Origin of the sequence: Cryobacterium sp. M25 (assembly GCF_002929635.1) — a bacterium.
GTDB classification, from domain to species: domain Bacteria; phylum Actinomycetota; class Actinomycetes; order Actinomycetales; family Microbacteriaceae; genus Cryobacterium; species Cryobacterium sandaracinum.
In genome coordinates this window covers 1-21,614 of the sequence record NZ_PJJU01000035.1, presented here as the reverse complement: position 1 = coordinate 21,614, position 21,614 = coordinate 1, and the positions used below count along the sequence as shown (strand labels likewise).

Genomic DNA, 21,614 nt, shown 5'->3' with positions numbered 1-21,614 from the left:
GGAAAGAACCTTTATAGGCGGGAAAACGGCGTGCGGTCTCTAACAATATGGCGGACTTTGCTCGGTGTCGACAAGACAGTGGTCGAGGACGTTGATCTCGACCTGGTAGCGGGCGTTTTTGTTGCGTCGGTGCGACTGACCAGGTCGATGCGGAACCGGTGCGGGAGCTGCCAGAAGCGCTGCCCGCGCTACGACGACGGAGCAGGCCGCCGCCGGTGGCGGGGCTTGGATTTCGGCTCGACCCGGGTCTTTCTGGAGGCGGATGCCCCGCGGGTGTCGTGCCGGGATCATGGTGTGATCGTGGCTGCGGTGCCGTGGGCGCGGCACCAGACCGGCCACACCCGCCACTTCGATTCATATGTCGCGTGGCTGGCCACGCAAACCTCGAAAACCGCGGCAACTCAGTTGATGCGAATCGCATGGCGGACGGTCGGGGCGATCATCACCCGGGTTTGGGCTGACACGGAAGAGCTCCATGATCCCTTCGCCGGGCTCACCCGGATCGGGATCGATGAGGTCTCCTTCAAGCGCGGCCGGAAGTTCTTGACCGTGGTCGTCGACCACGATTCAGGGCGTCTGGTCTGGGCTGCACCCGGCCAGGACAAGGCCACCCTGGGCACGTTCTTCGATGCGCTCGGCGCGGAACGTTCCGCTCTGATCACGCATGTTTCCGCGGATGGGGCCGCGTGGATCGCGTCGGTCGTCGCAGCACGCTGCCCGAACGCAGTCCGCTGCGCGGACCCGTTCCACGTCGTGAAGTGGGCCACGGAAGCCCTCGATGAAGTCCGCAAGGCCGCCTGGACCGAGGCCCGCAAACAGGCCCGCCTAAACGAGTCCCGCACGGTTGGCCGGCCCGCGCACGACGCCCCGGCCCGGCCTCACAGCGAGCACGCGAAGTTGATGATGAACTCCCGCTACGCGCTCTGGAAAAACCCCGAAAACCTCACCGAGAAACAACAGATCAAGCTGGCCTGGGTCGTTCACACCAACCCGGCCCTGGGCCGGGCCTACTACCTCAAGGAAGGCCTCCGGCTGGTCTTCAAACTGCCCCACGACGAAGCCGCCGAGGCCCTGGACAAGTGGATCGGCTGGGCCCGCCGCAGCCGAATCCCGTCCTTCGTGAAACTCCAACGCTCCATCATCAAGCACCGGGCCGCGATCCTTGCATCGATCGAGCACGGCCTCTCCAACGGCCGCATCGAATCCGTCAACACCAAGATCCGACTGCTCACCCGAATCGCCTTCGGCTTCAAATCACCCGACGCCCTCATCGCCCTCGCCATGCTCAGCCTCGGCGGCCACAAACCCGCACTCCCCGGCCGGGATTAACCCACGGTTACGACAGGAGAGCCAGAATCTCCGTCGAATTGGTTCGGTACCGGGTGCGGCGTCCGGCCCTGGAGGACCAGGGTCCACCGGGCGCAGTCAGTTTTGACCGCAGGCAGCGACACAGCCAGTCGACGAGGACTCACTCAGTTAGCCGCTGATGCAGGTACCGGACGAGATCGGGGAGCCGAGCGTGGCGGCCTGCTCTACGACCGGGTCGACTTCCTCAATGGCGAGGGCGTAGCCGAGGTTCTCGGTGGTGGTCGACTTCGCGAAGATGACGCCCGTCACGATACCGGCCTCGCTGAGCAGGGGGCCGCCCGATTCGCCATGGTCGACGTCGGCAGCCAGCGTGTAGATCTGCCGGGAGGACGGGTCTTGCCCGTAGATGTCGGCGACCAGGGCCGGGGCCACGGCGACGACCTCGGTCGGCGCCGATTCGAATGGCCCGCCGAAGGGATAGCCGCTGCTCACCGCAAGGCTGCCCGGCGGAAGATTCTGGCCAAGGGAGAGCGGGGGAGCCTCGAGCCCCGACACTGCGATCACGGCGAGGTCCACGATCGGGTCGAAGTAGACGATCTGACCCGAACGGGACCTGCCGTCGGGCGTGACGACGACGGGCTCCTCCACCCCGGCGACGACGTGAGCGTTGGTGAGTACCCGTTCCGGAGCGACCACGAAACCGCTGCCGGACTGGTTCTGCCCGCACGCATAGGCGGTTCCGCTGATCTTCATCACCGACGCGCTCGCCGCGCGCAGGGCGTCGCTGTCGGTGCCCACGCTCGGCACGACCGGGGCCTCGCCGTTGAAGGCCTCCACGACACGCGGGATGCCCTCGGTCACCACGATGGAGCGCAGTTGGGCCAGGAAGCTCTTCACCTGGTCCGGGGTCAGGGAGTCGATCGAGCGGATCACGCTCGACGAGCTCACCGCCGACGACACCACGGGGACCCCGAGGGCACCGACGCTGAAGGCGATCATCGAGACCACGAGGGCCGACACCGCGACGGCTGCACCGGCGCCGAGCACGCGGTCGACGACCCGGAGCTTGTTGCGAGTGCCCTGGGGAGTCAGGATCCTGCCGATGGAGCGTCCGAGCGAGAGGCCGCCGATCAGCAAAACAGCTGCGGCCGCGAGGGTCGCGGCTGTGCGCCACTCCGCGGCGGGAACCCAGGTGCCCACGAGCGGCACCAGAAAGTAGGCGGCGACGGCACCCGCCGCGAGTCCGGCGATTCCGGCGATGCTGCCGATGAGGCCGTTGCGGTATCCGGAAATCAGGTAGCCGAACAGCACGACCAGCAGCAACACATCCAGAAAAATTGAGAATGCCATCCGTGAACCTCGTCCTGTTGTCGGTGTCGTGCGCTTGCCCACCGGCCGCATCCGTCTACTCCAGAGTACGTGGCCAGTCCTCCCCAGAATGTGAATCCGCCGAGTCGTGTACCGACCCGGCCCGGATCGGGAGGTGGAGGCGGTTCCGGAGAGGGTGGACCCATGAACAGGACAATCGTCAAGACCAGGGAAGCACATGACTTCCTCGCGCTCGTGCCGCAGCTCGCCGGGTTCTTGCCCGAGAAGAGCCTGGTGCTCGTCGCCTTCCGCGGCAACCGCACCTGCGGGGCGATGCGGTTCAACCTGCCCGACCCTGCGGCACCGGAGAAGGTGCTCAAGCGCATCGCCACCACGCTCGTGGGAACGCTCTGCAAGATCCCGGACGTCGACGCGCTGGTGCCCGTCGTCTACAGCGACGAGAACATCGTGGCTGTGGCCGGCCTGCCGCAGGAACGCTTCGTCGAGGTGCTGTGCGCTCGCGCCCGGCTCTCCGGTTTCCTGCTTCGCGACGCCCTGTGCGTGGCCGCCGACGGGTGGGGCTCGTACCTCGACCCGGACTGCCCGGCCGGCGGGCATCCGCTCCGCGCGATCGCCGCCTCCGAGGTGCACCGGGCCATCCCCGAAGAGGTTCGCCGCGACCTCGCGACGCTGCAGAGTCGCGCGGACCTGCCGGCGGTCGACCCGTCCATGAGAGAGCGGCTCGGCCGCCGGCTGGCGCGCTATCAACGCCTCGGCGGCCAAGCCGGCACGATGCCGGAACTGCTTGAGCTGGCCGGTGACATCCTCGACCCGGTGGTGGCCGCGGAGGCGGCGCTCGGTTTTGACCCGCAGAACCTGGGGCTTGACGACGCGGCCGCGTTGCTGTTCCTGATGCAGGGGCCGGCCTGCCGGGACCAGATGATGCTGCAATTCGCCTTCGGAGAGACGGTCGGCCGCAACACGCACTGCCTCAACCTGCGGTATGCCATCCTGCAGCGAGCCACGGGACGGAGCCTGGACGACATCATCGCTGAGGAGCAGTCCGACGGACTCGACAGCCCGCACTCCCGGGTCACGAGCGACCTTATGCTCGGGCTCGGCCGGGAGCGCCCCGACCCCGAACGCATCGAGCCGGCGATCCGACTGCTGAAGGTGCTGGTCGCTCTGGCGCCGCGCACGGCCAGACCGGCGCCGCTGTGCATGCTGGCCTGGCTGTCGTGGGCGATGGGGCGCGGGTCGGTCGCCGGAATCTTCGTCGACCAGGCACTCGCCATTGACCGGCACTACGGCATGGCTGAGTTGCTCCACACCGTTTTCGGTTCGGGGCACCTACCAGACTGGGCGTTTGCGGTCCCTCCGGACGAACCCGAAAACGCCTGAGCGGAATGCCGCTATCGGACTTCCGGCGGCAGGTAACCAGCTTCAGGCATCCGGTTGGCCGTAGCGGCTACAGGTACTTGGGCGCCTCCGACAGCACGCCGTACAGGATGTCGCCGATCTCGCGGAATTCGGCCGGGCCGATGGTCAGCGGGGGAGCGAGCTGCACGACGGGGTCTCCGCGGTCGTCGGCACGGCAGTACAGCCCGGCCTCGAACAACGCCTTGGAGAGGTAGCCGCGCAGCAGGCGCTCAGACTCGGCGTCGTTGAAGGTCTCCTTGGTGACCTTGTCCTTCACCAGCTCGATTCCGAAGAAGTAGCCCTCGCCGCGCACGTCGCCCACGATCGGCAGGGCGAGCAGCTTCTCGAGCTCGGCCCGGAAAAGCGGCGAGTTCTCACGCACATTCTCGTTGAGCTTTTCCTCCTCGAAGATGTCGAGGTTGGCCATGGCCACGGCCGCGGAAACCGGGTGGCCACCGAAAGTGTAACCGTGATAAAAGGTCGTGTCACCGTGCTTGAAGGGCTCGTAGATGCGGTCGCTGATAATGGTGGCGCCGATCGGGGAGTAGCCGCTGGTCATGCCCTTCGCGCAGGTGATCATGTCCGGCTCGATCCCGAAGGTCGTGGATGCGAACATGTTGCCGATGCGTCCGAAAGCGGTGATGACCTCGTCGGCCACCAGCAGCACGTCGTACTGGTCGCAGATCTCGCGCACCCGCTTGAAGTAGCCGGGGGGCGGCGGGAAGCAGCCACCAGAGTTCTGCACGGGTTCCAGGAACACCGCGGCCACGGTCTCCGGGCCCTCGAACTGAATCATCTCTTCGATGCGGTTGGCGGCCCACAGGCCAAACTTCTCCACGTCGTCGCCGAGCCCGGAACCCAGCTCGTCGGCGCGGTAGAAGTTGGTGTTCGGGACGCGGAATCCGCCGGGGGTGACGGGTTCGAACATTTCCTTCATGGCCGGGATGCCCGTAATGGCCAAGGCGCCCTGCGGGGTGCCGTGGTAGGCCACGTTGCGGGAGATGACCTTGTGCTTGGTGGGGCGGCCCTGCAGCTTCCAGTAGTACTTGGCCAGCTTGAAGGCGGTCTCCACGGCCTCGCCGCCTCCGGTCGAGTAGAAGACCCGGTTGAGGTCGCCGGGCGCGTTTGCGGCCAGACGATCGGCTAGCTCGATGGCGCTCGGGTGGGCGTAGGACCAGATTGGGAAGAACGCGAGTTCCTCGGCCTGCTTCGCCGCCACCTGGGCAAGCCGCTTGCGGCCGTGGCCGGCGTTGACGGTGAACAGCCCGCTCAGGCCATCGATGTACCTCTTGCCGTTCGAGTCCCAGATGTGGTGGCCGACACCCTTGGTGATAATCGGCACGCCGTGGCCGCTTTCGAGCACGGACTGGCGCGAGAAGTGCATCCAGAGGTGGTCTTTCGCCTTCTGCTGCAGGGTGGCGTTCTCTGCATCCGTGTAAACGCGGGGTGTGGCCGACACCCCGGCTGTGGTGTCGCCGGTGCTGACGGTGGCAACTTCGGCGGCGACTGCGGTGACGGGCGCGGCGGAGTCGGTGGTGGCTGATGTGATTGTCATTTTTTTTACCGTGTTCCCCAGTTGTAGAACTGCTTATGGAGTTTGAGATAAACGAAGGTCTCGGTGGAGCTGACGCCCTCGAGACCGCGGATCTGTGAATTGAGGAGGTCGATCAGTTCGTCGTCGTCCTCGCAGACAACTTCGACCAGCAGGTCGAAGGAGCCGGCCGTCAGGACGACGTAGTCGACGGCTGGAATGGCGGACAGCCGGTCCGCGAGCAGTCGAGTGTCCCCGGTCGCGCGGATGCCGATCATGGCCTGGCGGTAGAAGCCCAGCTGCATCGGGTCGGTGACGGCGACGACCTGCATGACGCCGGCATCCGTCAATTTCTGCACGCGCTGCCGCACTGCGGCCTCGCTCAGGCCCACCGCCTTGCCGATTTCGGCATACGAGCGTCGGCCGTCGGCCTGGAGTTGCTCGATGATCTTCTTCGAGACCTCATCCAGTGGTGCCGGCCTGCCCGCATTGCGCCCGTTTACGCTCATCCAGCGAGTATGCCAGCGGGAGGGACCTCAGGCAAGCGATTCCGCAGCAATTCACGTCAAACACAACGGGATCCTTGGAAGATTGTCTGGTTCAGGCTCGGTTCCCGCCGCTGGGATGATCGCTGCTGGCGAGGTTCCGCCGGCTCATCGAACCACTCGGGAGCTCCGTGAGAGCTCGCGACCTTCCCAATTTCGTCGACGGCGGCCATCGTGGATAACCAATTCGACGGAGATTTTGTTTGAAACAGCTGCTTCGGCGGGTTTAGGGCCGATCCAGCCAAAATCTCCGTCGAATTCGTTCGGGACAGAGTTGATCCTCGGCCTCGGCTCGGATCGACGTGGTGGCCGGAACGGACGTTCATCCCGCGCCGCGGTCCACTGCTCGCTTGCGTCTGCGGCGGGAGCAATGGCCTCGTCGCGGAGATGCCGTACGGCGGATTCCCGCACTCCGGTACGGTAAAGACCTGTCGATGCATGTGCTCGAGGACTACACGCGAATCACGCACGCCATGTCGTAGATCGGCCACCGACCTGATCGGCCACTGAATCGGCGTCCGAATAATGGTCGTCAACGTAACGGAAAGGCACCATTCCCGTGGGGCGCGTCGGATACGAAACCGGTCCCGGCACCGAAGCCGCCTGGACCTTCGTCGTGGGGCGCGGCTTCATCGCCGCCCTGCCCGCCGGCACCCCGGCGGGCATCACCCTGACCCTGGCCGCGCTCGTTACGGCACCCCACGTCGAAGCCGAAGAACTCGTCGCCCTCTTGCCGCTCGGTGGCGAGCACGCCGTCGAGCACTTCGCGGTGATCGTTCAGCGCGCTCCCACGGACGAGGACGGCGTCCCCGTCTCCGTGATCGTTCGCGGCGAGGTTGCGGTCGACGTGTACTCGGTCGGTGGGTCGCGCCGGTTCTCGGACGTCAGCATTCGCCCCTGGCTGTTGGCCGACTTCCTGGCCGTGACCGGGTTCACGGTGGGTTCCACCGGGCGACCCGTGGCCTCCTCGCGCGCCCTCGACTCCGGCCGGCCATTCGGGCTCGGATCCGTGCTCGCGAACACCCTGTTCTGGTCGTTGGCGGAGCACAGCCAGGCCGAGTCAGCGCAGGCCGACGCAGCACAGGCCGACGCTGCGCTGACTGACGACTCACCTGCCGACGATGCCACGATCGTGCGCTCCGGCGCCGCGGGCCGCGCGGCGGATGCCGACACCGTTCTCGCCCGCCCGCCCGGGGCCGACACCCTGATCTCCGACGTCCGGGCGCCCGGGCAGCCCGGGCCTGCGGCCGGCGCACGGGCCCGGGCCGCCGAGGCTCGCTTCGCGTTCCGGCTGCCGAACGGGGAGGAGATCCCGCTGGACCTTCCCTGCCGGCTCGGTCGCCGACCGCGAGCGCCGCGCATCAGTGCCGCCGCGCCGGTGCGGCTGATCGAGGTTGCCTCGCCCACCTCCGCCGTCTCCGGCACCCACGTGGAAATACGACAGGAGGGCGGCTCTATCGTCGTCACCGACCTCGGTTCCACGAACGGCACCGTGGTGGCTCCGCCACGCGGGCGCAGGCAACGGCTTCATTCCGGCCAATCGCTCGCAGTGCTGCCCGGTACGACGGTGCACTTAGGGGACGGTAATATCATCGAGATCCTCCCCGCAGCCGGCAACACGCCCGGTCAGTAATCGCGCGGCAATTTCGGAAGGCACAACCGTGACCCAGATTGGTCAAGGCTCAACCGGTTCCATCGTCGTACTTCCGTCGGTGCAGAAAACCGTGACGCTGGCCTGGGCGGCGATCACCGACACCGGGCACCGCCGCCAGATCAACGAAGACAGCCTCGTCGCCGAAATTCCCGTCTTCGCGGTCGCCGACGGCATGGGCGGTCACTCCGCCGGCGACGTCGCCAGCGCCGCCGTCGTGACCCGGCTGGCCGAGCTCGCCGGAACGGACCACGTCGAAGCGGAGGCGATCAACGACGCGCTCAGCCGTTCCGTCGTCGACATGGCCTCGGGCGAGGGTGTGACCGACCTTGGCACCGGAACGACCGTGACGGGCGCCGCGCTGGCCGTCGTCTCCGGCGAGCCGCAGTGGATCGTGTTCAACATCGGCGACTCCCGGGTGTACCAGCTCACCTCCGGCGTGCTGGAGCAGGTCACCACCGACCACTCCGTGGTCCAGGAACTCGTGGACGCGGGCCGGATCACCAGGGACGAAGCGGATGTGCACCCGCACGGCAACATCGTCACCCGCGCCGTGGGCTTCCACGAACCACCCGTGCCCGACTATCGCATCCGCCCCCTCCAGGCCGGGATGCGGCTCCTGATCTGCTCCGACGGCCTGACCAAGGAGCTGACGGCATACGGCATCCGTCATTTCTTGATCTCCAACCCTCGGGCGGATGACGCGGCCAAGGCTCTCTTGGAAGCCGCGCTCGACAACGGCGGCCGCGACAACGTCACGGTGATCGTGCTCGACGTGATCACCGTCAGCGATGTCGTACCCCCAGAGTTGGGGTAGCTTTCTACCGCCCGTCCGGCAGCGAGACACCTAAAATTAGGGAGCGCCTGTCGAGTCACCCGGTCGATATGCGCCTATTCACGCACGACCCGCACTGATGATGACACCGGGAGGCGACATGGCACGGCGCTTACCCTCCACGCCGCCGAACCTGCCGGGATTCTCCTATCTCCGTCCGCTCGGATCCGGCGGTTTCGCCGACGTGTTCCTCTACGAGCAGAACATGCCCAGGCGCCAGGTCGCGGTCAAGGTACTCCTGTCCGAGATCGTCAACGACCACGTGCGCCAGCTGTTCCAGGCCGAGGCCAACCTGATGGCCCAGCTGAGCTCGCATCCGTCGATTCTCACGGTTTTCCAGGCGAGCGTCTCCGCGGACGGACGACCATATCTCGTCATGGAGTACTGCTCCTCGACCCTCAGCCAGCGCTACCGCTTTGAACCGCTCTCGGTGCCGGATACCCTGCGGATCGGTGTGAAGATAGCGAGCGCCGTCGAGACCGCGCACCGGTCCGGGGTGCTCCACCGGGACCTGAAGCCGTCCAACATCCTGGTCACCGCGTATGGGCACCCGGTGCTGTCGGACTTCGGGATCGCCGCCACCCTCGGCGAGGCCGAGAGGAGCGACGCCATCGGGCTCTCCATTCCGTGGTCGGCCCCTGAGGTGCTGCTCGGCGAGATCTCCGGGTCGGTCGCCTCGGAGGTGTGGTCGCTCGGCGCCACCCTCTACTCGCTCCTGGTCGGTATGTCCCCGTTCGAAGTGGCCGGTACCGAGAACGGTTCGGCCCAGATGATGGCCCGCATCAACAAGGCCCGCGTGCCGCCGCTCGACCGCGCCGACGTGCCGGCCCGGCTCGGCGCCATCCTGAATCGCTCGATGTCGCGGCGGCCGGAACTGCGGCAGCCGAGCGTGCTGGAACTCATCCGAGAGCTTCAATCGGTGGAGGCCGAACTCGGTCTCGCGCAGACGCCCCTCGAGGTGGAGCAGGACGGCTGGGCCGTCGCTGCCCTCGCCGACCAGGAGGACCGGACCCGGATCACGGGCATCAACTCAGTCGACGCCTACGCCGGCCGCCGCCGCCGGAAGGCGTCGCCAACCGGCCTCGGCACGCGCTCGGCGACCTCGGCACTGCTGAGTACCGGGCAGCTGACCACCGGCCCGCAGGGGGACACTGTGACCACCCGGCCCAAGAAGCGGAGGCGCACGCTCACGGTATGGGGACTCGTGTCTGCGGCGGTGATCATCGTGGGACTCGCGACCACGGCGGCGACCGTGCTGGTGACCCAGGCCGGCACCGGCATCCCTCTGGTCAGTGATGTGGATGGCGCGCTCCGCTCTGGAACCATCGTGTTCAGCTGGGCCGACCCCGGGGTCCGGGACGGCGACACCTTCGTGGTGACCCTGCGCAGCGGTCAGAGCAGCATCCAGCGGGGAACGGAATTCCGGGTCGACCCGCAGGGACAATCTCGGGTCTGTGCGACCGTCACGGTCAACCGGGACGGCAAGCTCGGCGCTCCGAGCGGGGAAAAATGCGTCGACACCCGCCTTCCGGGCGCGTCCGGCGGCGCCGGGTGAACCGTCGCTGGCTCGCCCGCCACCGCTCGCTCTTCGCCACCGCGCTCAGCGGCACCGTGGTCGTGGCCGTCATTGCCACCGTGGCCATCGCCTCCGGTGGATACACCGCGCAGCGCCTCGACCTCGGAGACGCGGCCGTCTGGGTGAGTAACGAGGCTCGCCAGGTCGTCGGGCGAGCCAATACGGCCGTCTTCGAACTGAACACGGTGGTCAGCGCCGGAAGCACCAGCCTCGACGTGGTGCAACGGGGCGCCACCGTGCTGGTGCTGGACCGTGGCAACAGCGCCCTCGACATCCTCGACCCCGCGACTGCGGAGGTGGCCGACAGCGTGGCCCTGCCGCCGGACGCTGCCTCGGTCTTCTTGGCCGGCGACCGGGCGGTGGTCACCGCGAACGGCGACGTCTGGAGCGTGGCCGCGAGCCAGCTGTCCGAGTTCGACAGCACCACCGAGCCGACGCTGGCCTTCGGTGCCGGCTCCGTGGTCAGCCTCGACGAGGCCGGCGTGCTGTTCGCCTTCACGCCGGCGACGGGGGAACTCTCCCAGGTCGACCTGCTCACCGCGGACACCATTACCAGCACGGTCACGCTCACGGCCGGCGAAAAGGATGACCGCTACCAGCTGACCAGCGTCGACGGCCGGTGGGCGCTGCTCAACGCGTCGAGCCGGCGACTGTTCCAGGCGGAGGGGGTTGAAGACCTGTCCGGGAGCATCCGTTCCGGGGATGAGCCCGTCCTGTCGGAGCCGAGCGTGACGGGCGACCGCGTTCTCATCGCCCACCGTGAGGGGCTCATTGCGGTGCCCCGTGCCGGCGGACGCCTGACTCCGCTCGTTACCGGCCGGAGCGGGGACGCCGCCGCGCCCGTACAGGACGCCTACTGCGCCCATGCCGCCTGGTCGGACGGCACCGTCTGGCGCGACTGCGCGGCGGCCGGCGCGGAGGGCGGCGCCGGAAGCGACGGCGCCACCGCCACCCTGTCCGGCGTCGCCGGGGACGCCCGGCTGGCCTTCCGCCGGAACGGAACCGGACTCGTGCTGAACGACGCCCGCAACGGCACGACCTGGGCAGTGCAGCAGGGCAACGAACTGATCGACAACTGGGCCGAACTGATCGACACCGACCCCGATCAGCAGCAGGTCGAGCAGGCGGCTGACGACACCCCGCCGGAGTTCGAGAAGTCCCAGGTGCCACCCGTCGCTGTCGACGACGCTTTCGGCGGCCGGCCGGGACGCACCGTCACCCTGCCCGTGCTGCTCAACGACTTCGACCCCAACGGCGACGTGCTGGTGATCTCGGCGCTCACCCCCGTGCCCGAGTCGGCCGGGCGGCTCGAGCTCGTGGCGGACACTCAGCAGGTGCAGCTGACCCTCACGCCGGAGGCATCCGGATCACTGAGCTTCGACTACATCATCGACGACGGGCGCGGCGGGAGCGCCTCGGCCACGGTCACGGTCGCGGTGCGCTCCCCCGAGGAGAACGCCGCACCCGTGCAGGCCCGCACGACGAACACCACGGTGCGCGCCAATGGACGGGTGACCACGGCGGTGCTGGGCGACTGGGTCGACCCGGACGGCGACCCGTTCTATCTGGCGGCGGCGACCGCGCCCGCACCGGACCAGGTCAGCTTCACGCCGGCCGGGTCCGTCGTCTACACGGATGCCGGCGCGGGCGGGGGCGCGAAAACGGTGGGCCTCACCGTCTCCGACGGCCGTGCCGGCGGGGCCGGCGCGCTCTCGGTGATGGTGCGGCCGAGCGGCTCGGTGCCCATCGTCGCCGAGGCGTTCGTGGTGCTTGCGACCGCCGGCAGCGAGGTGGCCGTGTCGCCGCTGGAGCATGTGCGCGGCGGATCGGCGCCGCTGCGCCTGAGCAGCGTGCCGGCCAAACCCGAGGTGAACATCACCGCGGACTTCGACGCCGGCACCTTCCGGTTGCAGAGCAGCGTGGTGGGGGTGCACGAGATCGAGTACGCGGTGACGGATGGCGAACTCACCGCCACCGGACGCATCCGCGTCAACGTGACGGCCGCGCCCGACGCCAGCAGCGCCCCCGTCACCGTGCCGCACACCGCCTTCATCCGCGGCCAGCAGGCCACCCTCGTGGACGTGCTCGCCACGGACTCCGATCCGGCCGGTGGGGTACTTTTGGTGACGGGTATCACGGATGTCCCCGCCGACAGCGGACTTCGAATCGAGATCCTCGACCAGCGCATCCTGCGCGTGACCCTGACCAAACCCCTCGAGGGCGGCACGGCCGTGTTCGGCTACCGGGTCAGCAACGGCCTCGCCGACGCCGCGGGCACGGTGACCGTGATCGAGATCCCGCCGCCGGCCCAGAAGCAGGCCCCGATCGCCGTGCCGGACTCGATCTCCGTGCGCGTCGGCGACGCCATCGACATCCCCGTGCTCGCGAATGACGAGCATCCCGAGGGCGACACCCTCACCCTGGCGCCGGAGCTCGCGACCGAACTGCCCGCCGGCGGCGGTCTGCTCTTCGTCTCGGGTCGGGTGCTGCGGTTCCTGGCGCCGGACACGGCCGGCAACGTCACCGCCGTCTACCGAGTGAACGCCCCGGACGGCCAGTTCGCGAACGCCGAGGTCAGCATCGCGGTGCGGGAAGCCGATCCCACCTCGAACAGCGCCCCCGTGCCGAAAACCGTGACGGCCCGCGTGCTCGCCGGGGACACGGTGAGCATCCCGATCCCGCTCTCCGGCATCGACCCCGACGGCGACTCCGTGCAACTGGTCGGCCAGGAGACCAGTCCGGAGAAGGGGTCGGTCACGGTCACAGGCGTGGACTCGCTCGACTACACGGCCGGGGAGTACTCGGCCGGCACGGACACGTTCAGTTACTCGGTGGTCGACGCGCTCGGGGCCCGGGCCGTCGGCACCGTGCGGGTGGGGATCAGCCCGCGCCTCGACGGCGCCCGCAACCCGGTCGCCACTCCGGACGAAGTCGTGGTGCGCCCCGGCAGTACGATTGCCGTGCGGGTGCTCGGCAACGACTCCGACCCCGACGGCGGCACCCTGAGCATCACCGGCGTGGAGGCGAGCGGCCAGGCGAGCGGCGAGGCCGACTCGGGCACCGCCGTCGTCGACGGCGACACCGTGGCCGTGACCTCACCCGTGACACCGGGCCGCTACGGCTTCATCTATGAAATCCAGAACGTGCGGGGCGGAACGAGTTCCACCTTCCTCACGGTCGTGGTCCGCGAGGACGCCCCGCGCTCGCGTCCGGATGCACGCGACACCCACGTGCCGCTGTCCGACGTGCTCGAGGCCCGGACCGTCGACGTCGACGTGCTGGCCAACGTCTTCTTCGCGGAGGGGCCGGCAACCGCATTGGCTCTGACGGTGCCCGAGCGTTTCTCGGGAATCGCCGAGGTGACGCCGGCCCGGCGCATCCGGGTCACGGCGGGCTCGACCAGCCAGATCATCCCGTTCGCGGTGACGCACCCGGAGGACGCGAGCATCGTGTCCTACGCGTTCATCTGGGTTCCCGGGACCGACGACGCCCTACCCCAGGTGCGCCGCGGTGCCCCGCCGCTGACCGTGCAGAGCGAGGCGCTGCTCTCCATCGACATCAACGACTACGTCGTCGCGGTCGGCGGAAAAAAGGTGCGCCTCACCGACCGCAGCCTCGTGCGGGCGACGCATTCGGACGGGGCCGACCTGGCCCGGAACGACACCGGCCTCGCGTTCACGAGCACCGACAAATACTTCGGGCCGGCGTCCATTTCGTTCGAGGTCACCGACGGTTCGGGGCCTGAAGACCCGGATGGGCGCACGGCGACCATCGTGCTGCCCATCGAGGTCACGCCCCGCGAGAATCAGCCGCCCGGTTTCAATGGAGCGGTGCTCGAGTTCGAGCCCGACCAGGAGAAGGTCATCGACCTGACCCGACTCACCAGTTACCCGTATCCGAACGACCAACCTGAGCTGGCGTACACCGTGCTCGACCCGCTTCCGACCGGTTTCAGCTACGCGCTCGACGGGCAGACGCTCACCCTGCGCGCCACGGAATCCACCCCGAAGGGCGCGCGGAGCACGATCACGATCGGCGTGCGCGACGGCGTTCAGGAGGGCCGAGCCGGCCGGATCGACCTGCGCGTGGTCGCGTCAATGCGACCCGTCGCCATCCCCGTGACGGATGCCGCGGTCGCTCCCCGCGGTCGCACGACCGTCGTCGACGTGCTCGCGAACGACGGCGCCACCAACCCGTTCCCGTCCGTGCCGCTGCGCGTGCTCGCGGTGCGCGGCCTGGACGGCGGCGCCGTTCCGGCCGGGGTGAGTATCACGCCCAGCACGGACCGAAGCCGGCTGTCGGTCCGGGTGTCCTCGGACGCCGCGCCGACCGACCTGACCCTGCAGTACCAGGTGGCCGACGCGACGAACGACCCTGCCCGCTACGCCTGGGGCACCGTGCGCATCTCGGTGCAGGACAAACCCGACCCGGTGTCCAGCCTGCGCGTCACCGGCTTCTTCGATCGGGGCCTGTCCTTCTCGTTCAACGCCGGGGCCTTCAACAACTCGGCGATCACCGGGTATCAGATTTCCCTCCTCGACGCCGCGTCGGGGGCCGTGCTGTCCACCTCGCTCTGCTCAGCGACCTCCTGCCAGGTCGCGACGCCCGGCAACGGCCAGGGCAATGCTCTGCGTGTGTCGGTTGCCGCGCAGAACGGGATCGGGCTGTCCGAGGCGACCATGCTGTCCGATCGGGTCTGGTCCGACTCGGTGCCGACCGCGCCGACCGGCCTGGTTGCGGAGCCGCTCGACGGCGGGCTGCGCCTGCGCTGGAACACGGTTGCCCCGGTGGGCGGCGGGACGGCGATTCGCGGCTATGTGGTGACCCGGAACGGCGCCGTCCAGGAGGAGGTCAGCGCTTCCGGATCGAGTTGCGCGGCGGGAACCTGCTCCGTCGACGTGATGGGCCTCGTTAACGGCGTGAACACCCCCTTCACGGTCAGCGCCCGCAACGACGCCTACCCGGCCCTGGCCGGTTGGAACAGCGCGGCCGGGAGTGCGACGCCGTTCGGCCCGGCCCGCGCCGGCGCGATCACGGCCAGCGCGGCCGACGCCGCCGGAGCGGTGACCGTGACGTGGGACGGGTTTGACGGCCGCGGCGCCCTCATCGGCGGCTACTTCGTGCAGCGGCTGCGCGAAGATCAGGTTCCGACGGGTGCGCAGGCGTGCACGGTGTCCGCGTCGGGGGAGCTTCAGCCACCGACAGAGGGCGGCATCGTCGCCCAGCAGAAGGCGCTCGGCGGCGACGCGAACAGCACCGTGTTCGACAGCCTCCTCGCGGACAACGGCCGCTACTACTTCGCCGTCTGGGGGTACAACAAGGCCGGCTGCGCCCCGACGGCGGTGGCGAGCGTTCTCGTGCGCCCGGCGCCCGGACCGGTCACCGATGTGCAGAGCACCATGGCGGCGCGGGGCGATGCCTGGGATCTGCGCGTCGACGGGATCAACCCGAGTGCGGGCATCCGGGACTACCGGCTGCGCGCGGTCGACGGCTCCGGCGGGTTCGTTCCGAGATCCGAGGTCGTCTTCAGCGGGGCCGGCTGGCCGCGCGAACTTCTGAGTCTCCCGTTCGGTGAGATTGTGCGTTATCAGGTTTCGGCCTGTACCGACTGGGGCTCGTGCGGGCCGTGGTCGGGCACGCTGACCGCGCCCGAGGCCTCCGTCAGCTTCACCGTGACCGGGCTTGCCTACGACCCGGCCACCGGAGTCATCAGCTGGACCAACGGGCCTCAGAACAACGGCCTTCCCGCCGCCTACAGCTGCTCGGTGCCCGGCGACGCCACGGTGACCCCGCGGGATGCCGACTCCCCGAACACCTGCAGGTTCGGCACCGACGCGCCGCCCCCGCCGGCCGGCGCCGTGCTTCTGGCGCTGACCGTGAATAATCAGACCTATACCTATGCGCCGTGAACCAACGAAAGTGATCACCCCATGACGATGACCGCGGAGCAGGCGGCCCAGTTCGCCGACGTTTTCGACCGACTGGTGACCGGGGTCGAGCAGGTGCTGCTGGGCAAGCACCACGTCATCCGGATGTCGTTCACCGCGCTTCTCAGCGGCGGACACCTGCTGCTCGAGGATGTGCCCGGCACCGGCAAGACCTCGCTCGCGCGCGCCATCGCACAGAGCGTGCGTGGTACCAGCAACCGGGTGCAGTTCACCCCCGACCTGCTGCCGGGCGACATCACCGGAGTGAGCATCTACGACCAGCGCAGCGGGGCGTTCGAATTCCACCGCGGGCCGGTCTTCGCCAACATCGTGCTGGCCGACGAGATCAACCGGGCCAGCCCGAAGACCCAGGCCGCGCTGCTCGAGGTGATGGAGGAGGGTCAGATCACCGCCGACGGCGTCACCCACCCGGTGGCGGCCCCGTTCATGGTGATCGCCACCCAGAACCCGATCGAGCAGGCCGGCACATACCGGCTACCCGAGGCGCAGTTGGACCGATTCATCATGAAGGCCTCCATCGGCTACCCGGACCACGCCTCGACCATTCGCATCCTCGAAGGTGCCGGGCAGCGCGCGCACGAGGTGACCGTGCCTCCGGTGGTGTCCGCGGCGACCGTCGTCGAACTCGCCGCCCTGGCCCGCACCGTCTACGTCGACGCCACCATCAACGACTACGTGGCGCGACTGATCGACGGCACCCGCACGAGCTCCGAGGTACGTCTGGGCGTCAGCGTGCGCGGGGCGCTCGCGCTGATCCGCACCGCGAAGACCCTCGCCGCCGCGAACGGCCGCCACTACGTGGTGCCCGACGACATCAAGGAGCTGGCTGACGCCGTGCTCGCGCACCGGCTCGTGCTCGACCCCGAAGCCGAATTCGACGGCGTCACCGCCTCCAGTGTGATCGCCCGGGTGCTGATCGAGACTCCGCCGCCCAGCGACAGGCAGGCTGCGTGACGCAGATCGTGCCGGGTCCGGGCGCAGGCACAGCTACCGCGCCTGCGCTGCTCGCGCCCGCGCCGCCCGCTACTTCGCCGGTCGCAGTCTCCGGTGACGGCCGGCTGGCCGACTTCGTCGCGGCGGGAGTCCGGTTCGGGTTGGAATGCGGTGCTCGTGTCGCCGGCGCCCTGCGTGCGGTCTTGTCCGTGGTCACCCCGCTCGGCTGGGCCGTCCTGGCGGTCGTGGGGGTCTCGTTCCTGTTCGGCTATGCGCTGGGCTGGACCGAGCTGATCGTGATCGGCTGGGCCGGGCTCGTGCTCCTGGTGGCGGCATCCTGTTTCCTGATCGGTCGGAACGCGTTCGAGATCCACCTGCACCTGCCCGTGGATCGGGTGGTCGTGGGGGAGCGGGTGCCCGGCCAGGTGAGCGTGCGGAACCCGACCCGCCGGAGGGTGCCGGGCGTGGGCGTCGAGGTGCCGGTCGGCTCCGGGCTGGCCGAATTCTCGATGCCAAGCCTCGCCCGCGGCGAGGACTTCTCGGACGTCTTCATCGTGCCGACCCGCAGACGCGGCGTGATCCCGATCGGTCCGGTGCGGACGGCGCGCGCCGACCCGATCGGGCTACTGCGCCGGGAGATCGTCTGGGCCGAACAGGTCTCGCTGTTCGTGCACCCGCGCACGGTCTCGATCCCGAGCATGAGCACGGGCTTCATCCGCGACCTTGAGGGCAATCCCACCCGTGACCTGACCAACAGCGACGTCTCGTTCCACGCGCTGCGCGAATACGTGCCCGGGGATGAGCGGCGCACCATCCACTGGAAGAGCACCGCGAAGACCGGCCGCTACATGGTGCGCCAGTTCGAGGAATCCCGCCGCAGCCACCTCATGGTCGCTCTCAGCCTGGCGCAGTCCGACTATGCCGGCGAGGACGAATTCGAGATGGCCGTCAGCGTCGCCGGCAGCCTGGGGGTGCGGGCCATCCGCGACGCGCGCACGGTCTCCGTTGTCGCCAGTGCGGTGCCGCCGGACTCCAGCCGACGACGGATGCCGGGACTCCGTCCGCTGAGCACCCTCACCCGCACCCGGCTGCTCGACGATCTCAGCGGCGTGGAACGCTCCCTGGCCGCCCTGCCGGTCAGCGAGCTGGCCAGGGCCGCAGCGGACACCGTGGCCGGCATCTCGGTGGCCTTCCTGGTGTGCGGGTCGGCCACCACCCTCACCCAGGTGCGCACGGCCGCCAGCCGTTTCCCGGCCGGCGTCGACGTGGTCGCCGTGATCTGCGCCCCGGAGACCGTCCCCAGCCTCCGCCGCGTGGCCGACCTGAGCGTGCTCACCATCGGCTACCTCGACGACCTGCAGCACAGTCTCGCCCGAACGAAGGCGGCATGAGCGCGCGGGGGATGAGGAGGGGCGGCGCGCGCCGAGGCGGGATGGCGGTCCGCGGCATCCTTCTGGACTGGCACTTCATCGTCGGCAACACCGTCGGGCTGCTCCTGGCGACCCTGATCGCGAGCGCCTCGCTCTGGCCGGCCTATCAGAGCCGCGAGTTCATCGTGCTGGTCGGCGTCACCTTCGGGCTGGGTACCGTCGTCGCCATACTGGGGGCGCTGTTTCGCTGGGGCACCTGGCTGGTGGCGCTTTCCACCGTGGGGCTCTACCTACTCGCCGGGGTGCCACTGGCCGTTCCCGGTCGGGCGGTGCGCGGCATCCTGCCCACCCCGGACGGCCTGCTCGACCTGCTGGCCGCGACCGCGCTGAGCTGGAAACAGCTCGTCACCATCGTGCTTCCGGTCGGTTCCTATCAGGCGCTGCTCGTGCCCGCCTTCATCCTGGTGCTGCTCAGCACCGTGATCGGGCTGTCGGTCGCCCTCCGCGCCCCGGTCGGCGAGCTCGGCACACTGGCCCCCGCCATCCTGTTCGTCAGCGGCATCGTGCTGGGCCCGACGGTCGCGACCATGCCGATCGGAACCGGTCTCGGCCTCTTCGTCGTGCTCCTGTTCTGGCTGCTCTGGTTTCGCTGGATGCGCCGCCGTTCCGGCGTGCGGCTCGCCCTGCAGCAATCCCGCCGCAGCACGGCGTCGTCGTCCGACCGGCGGCTCGCGGCGGCCCGCGGGCTGGTCAGCGCAGCCGTGATCGTGGCGGTGGCGATCGCCGCCGGAACCGGGGCCGCGGTCGTGCTGCCGGCCGACGTGCCGCGCGACGTGCTGCGCGCTCGGGTGCAGCAGCCGTTCGACCCTCGGGCCTACCCGAGCCCGCTGAGCGAATTCCGCGGTTACCTGCAGGCCGGACGGGCGGATGCGGTGCTCCTCGAGGTGACCGGCCTCCCGAGCGGCGGCCGCCTCCGCTTGGCCACCCTGGACAGCTACGACGGGATCGTCTACTCGGTCGGCAGCGACCAGGTCAGCAGCGCGTCCGGCTCCTTCACCCGGCTGCCGGACCGTCTCGACCAGTCCCTGGTCGACGGCGACCCGGCCACCCTCACGGTGACCGTCGAGGGCTACACCGGCGTCTGGGTGCCCGGCGCCGGCCAGCTCGAACGCATCACGTTCAACGGCCCCACCCGGATCCTGCGCTCCGACTCCTTCTCTTACAACGACAACAGCGGCACGGCCGCGGTGCTCACCGGGCTGGTCCGGGGCGATGGTTACCAGAGCGTGGGCGTCATCCCGCGGTCACCGGACAGCCTGGCCGACCTGCGCCCCGGCAGCGCCGTGCTGCCTGCGCCCGCTGTTCTGCCGGACGAGGTCGAACAGGCGCTCGCCCGCTACGTGCAAGCCGGCGACCCGCCCGGTGTGCAGCTGCAGGCCATGCTCGACGGCCTGAAAACGGATGGTTACATCAGCCACGGCATCCTCCCGGACGAACCGGCGAGCCGGTCCGGGCACGGCGCCGACCGCATCAGCGAGCTGTTCACCGACCAGCCCATGCTCGGTGACGCCGAGCAATACGCCGTGGCCGCGGCCCTGATGGCGCGCCGGCTCGGCTTCCCGGCCCGGGTCGTCATCGGCTTCGTGCCGCAGGCGGCCGCCGGCGCCGAGGCCGCCTCCGGGGCCGAGGCGGTCCCCATCGTCGGTTCCGACATCTCGGCGTGGATTGAGGTTTCCTCCACCGAGGGCTGGGCCACGATCGATCCGAACCCGGCCGTGCGGGACATCCCGGCTCGGGCCCCCGATGACCCGTCGGTGGTTTCCCGGCCGCAGTCGGTTGTGCCCCCGGCCCTCCCCGACCCGGTGGAACTGCGCGAGCCAGCCCCGCCGGAGAGCACCAGCGACGACCCGCCGGAACCGCTCAACCCGCTGCTGGTCTTCCTGCTCGCCGCGGCGACCATCGCCGCCTGGACGCTCCTCGGTCTCGGCGTGCTGATCTCGCCCCTCCTGCTGATCGCCCTGGCCAAAGCACGCAGGCGGCAGCTGCGCCGCACCCGGTCCACACCGCTCGACCGGATTCGGGGCGGCTGGCGAGAATTCACCGACGCCGCCGTGGACCATGGCATCGATGTTCCGGTGGGGGCCACCCGCACGGAACTGGCCGCGCTGGTGCCGGGAGCGGAACCTCTGACACTGGCGGTCGCCGTTGACCGTGCCGTGTTCTCCCCGGAACGGCCGGGCAATGCCGCCGCCGAGGACGTGTGGACCGCGGTCACCGACCTGCGTCGCTCGCTCAACGCGGGGAGCAGGCGCACCGATCGGCTTCGGGCCCTCGTGTCGTTGCGTTCGCTGGGTCGGTACGCTGGAGGGGAATCCGTTCGCCGAACTGCCCCGAGCGGGAGCGGCCCTGCACCGGGAGGAGCCCGCCCATGAACTGTCTGATCTGCGGTGCGCAGCTTCCCGTCGGCGCCATGTTCTGCGGCGAATGCGGCAGCTCGAGCACGGCCACCCCGCTAACCCGGAAGCGACCGGACCCGCGGCCCAGCGACACAACGGTCATCCTGCCGCTCCGTCGGCGCTCCGTGATCTCGGTGCCGGTCGTGTCGGTGCCGGTCGTGTCCGCCCCGGTCGAGGTGCCGGTCGTGTCGGCTCCGGTCGAGGTGCCGGTCGTGTCCGCCCCGGTCGAGGCTCCCGCCCCAGTGCCGCTCCAGGCTCCGGAACCCGCCCCCGCCCCTACCGCGTCCCTGTTCGTGCTCCAGTTCAGCACGGGGGAGACGATCTCGGCCCTCGGCACCGGCCTGATCGGTCGCCGGCCGCTGCCCCAGCCGACCGAACGCGTCGACATCCTGGTGCAGATCAACGACCTCGGCCGTTCGGTGTCGAAGAGCCACCTCGAGTTCGGCCAGCACGACGGCGAGTTCTGGGTCAGTGACCGGTACTCGGGCAATGGCACCATCATCCGTCGCCCGGATGCGGTGGCGGTGCGCTGCGAACCCGGCCGGCGCTATCTGGTGCCGCGTGGTTCCCGGGTCGAGATCGCGGACCAGTTCTTCATCCTCAAATAGTCCCTCACCAACTGACCCCTCCCCGGCCAGATGAGTGTGCCCAATGACCGTGGGCGCTGAAGGTCCGCGGATTGGAGTGTTCCGCGGCGGTTATGCCCGGTGCCGGTGCCGGTGCCGGTGCCGGTG

The 21,614-nt window shown here is 69.2% G+C and carries 13 protein-coding genes; 10 read left to right on the top strand and 3 right to left on the bottom strand.

Features of this window, described 5'->3' with window-relative positions:
- Positions 1–30: 30 nt before the first annotated feature.
- On the top strand, positions 31–1,329 hold the full coding sequence (locus CXY81_RS02930) for an ISL3 family transposase (protein WP_104193913.1): 1,299 nt from the start codon (positions 31–33) through the stop codon (positions 1,327–1,329).
- A 147-nt stretch (positions 1,330–1,476) separates the two neighbouring features.
- Here the strand turns inward: CXY81_RS02930 and CXY81_RS02925 are convergent, their stop codons facing one another.
- Positions 1,477–2,658, bottom strand: a complete 1,182-nt coding sequence (locus tag CXY81_RS02925) for a MarP family serine protease (RefSeq protein ID WP_104193912.1) — start codon at positions 2,656–2,658, stop codon at positions 1,477–1,479.
- 162 nt (positions 2,659–2,820) lie between these two features.
- Between CXY81_RS02925 and CXY81_RS02920 the strand changes: the two genes are divergently transcribed.
- Positions 2,821–4,017 carry a DUF4192 domain-containing protein gene (locus CXY81_RS02920; protein WP_104193911.1) on the top strand — a complete coding sequence of 399 codons (1,197 nt, stop codon included), beginning with the start codon at positions 2,821–2,823 and terminating at the stop codon, positions 4,015–4,017.
- A gap of 67 nt (positions 4,018–4,084) precedes the next feature.
- Here CXY81_RS02920 and CXY81_RS02915 read toward each other — a convergent pair whose 3' ends face one another.
- Both CXY81_RS02915 and CXY81_RS02910 read right to left on the bottom strand, forming a co-directional pair.
- The gene (locus CXY81_RS02915) at positions 4,085–5,590 is read right to left on the bottom strand and encodes an aspartate aminotransferase family protein (protein WP_104193910.1); all 1,506 of its coding nucleotides are present in this window, start codon (positions 5,588–5,590) and stop codon (positions 4,085–4,087) included.
- Between the two features lie 5 nt (positions 5,591–5,595).
- Positions 5,596–6,075: an Lrp/AsnC family transcriptional regulator gene (locus CXY81_RS02910; protein ID WP_104170334.1), complete on the bottom strand. Its 480-nt coding sequence runs from the start codon at positions 6,073–6,075 to the stop codon at positions 5,596–5,598.
- 595 nt (positions 6,076–6,670) lie between these two features.
- Between CXY81_RS02910 and CXY81_RS02905 the strand changes: the two genes are divergently transcribed.
- The 8 genes from CXY81_RS02905 (at position 6,671) to CXY81_RS02870 (ending at position 21,488) form a co-directional block, all read left to right on the top strand.
- Positions 6,671–7,744 (top strand): FHA domain-containing protein, encoded by a 1,074-nt coding sequence (locus CXY81_RS02905; protein ID WP_104193909.1) that lies wholly within the window; start codon positions 6,671–6,673, stop codon positions 7,742–7,744.
- Positions 7,745–7,772: 28 nt separating this feature from the next.
- Complete coding sequence (locus tag CXY81_RS02900) at positions 7,773–8,579, top strand: protein phosphatase 2C domain-containing protein (protein WP_104193908.1); 807 nt, start codon at positions 7,773–7,775, stop codon at positions 8,577–8,579.
- Between the two features lie 118 nt (positions 8,580–8,697).
- The gene (locus CXY81_RS02895; RefSeq protein ID WP_104193907.1) at positions 8,698–10,152 is read left to right on the top strand and encodes a serine/threonine-protein kinase; all 1,455 of its coding nucleotides are present in this window, start codon (positions 8,698–8,700) and stop codon (positions 10,150–10,152) included.
- On the top strand, positions 10,149–16,082 hold the full coding sequence (locus tag CXY81_RS16270; protein WP_158251985.1) for an Ig-like domain-containing protein: 5,934 nt from the start codon (positions 10,149–10,151) through the stop codon (positions 16,080–16,082). The genes CXY81_RS02895 and CXY81_RS16270 overlap by 4 nt, the downstream gene beginning before the upstream one ends.
- 21 nt (positions 16,083–16,103) lie before the next feature.
- Positions 16,104–17,075: a MoxR family ATPase gene (locus CXY81_RS02885; protein ID WP_104170329.1), complete on the top strand. Its 972-nt coding sequence runs from the start codon at positions 16,104–16,106 to the stop codon at positions 17,073–17,075.
- Positions 17,072–18,445 (top strand): DUF58 domain-containing protein, encoded by a 1,374-nt coding sequence (locus CXY81_RS02880; RefSeq protein WP_233193945.1) that lies wholly within the window; start codon positions 17,072–17,074, stop codon positions 18,443–18,445. The genes CXY81_RS02885 and CXY81_RS02880 overlap by 4 nt, the downstream gene beginning before the upstream one ends.
- A 41-nt stretch (positions 18,446–18,486) precedes the next feature.
- Positions 18,487–20,856, top strand: a complete 2,370-nt coding sequence (locus tag CXY81_RS02875) for a transglutaminase-like domain-containing protein (protein WP_104193905.1) — start codon at positions 18,487–18,489, stop codon at positions 20,854–20,856.
- Entirely contained in the window at positions 20,853–21,488 is a 636-nt protein-coding gene (locus tag CXY81_RS02870; RefSeq protein WP_104193904.1) for an FHA domain-containing protein, read from the top strand. Before CXY81_RS02875 ends, CXY81_RS02870 begins: the two co-directional genes overlap by 4 nt.
- Positions 21,489–21,614 lie beyond the last annotated feature (126 nt).

Bases quoted from the DNA above. Each gene is read 5' to 3' on its own strand.
- CXY81_RS02925 (WP_104193912.1), bottom strand. From the start codon at position 2,658: ATGGCATTCTCAATTTTTCTGGATGTGTTGCTGCTGGTCGTGCTGTTC.
- CXY81_RS02920 (WP_104193911.1), top strand. From the start codon at position 2,821: ATGAACAGGACAATCGTCAAGACCAGGGAAGCACATGACTTCCTCGCG.
- CXY81_RS02915 (WP_104193910.1), bottom strand. From the start codon at position 5,590: ATGACAATCACATCAGCCACCACCGACTCCGCCGCGCCCGTCACCGCA.
- CXY81_RS02910 (WP_104170334.1), bottom strand. From the start codon at position 6,075: ATGAGCGTAAACGGGCGCAATGCGGGCAGGCCGGCACCACTGGATGAG.
- CXY81_RS02895 (WP_104193907.1), top strand. From the start codon at position 8,698: ATGGCACGGCGCTTACCCTCCACGCCGCCGAACCTGCCGGGATTCTCC.
- CXY81_RS02885 (WP_104170329.1), top strand. From the start codon at position 16,104: ATGACGATGACCGCGGAGCAGGCGGCCCAGTTCGCCGACGTTTTCGAC.
- CXY81_RS02875 (WP_104193905.1), top strand. From the start codon at position 18,487: ATGGCGGTCCGCGGCATCCTTCTGGACTGGCACTTCATCGTCGGCAAC.
- CXY81_RS02870 (WP_104193904.1), top strand. From the start codon at position 20,853: ATGAACTGTCTGATCTGCGGTGCGCAGCTTCCCGTCGGCGCCATGTTC.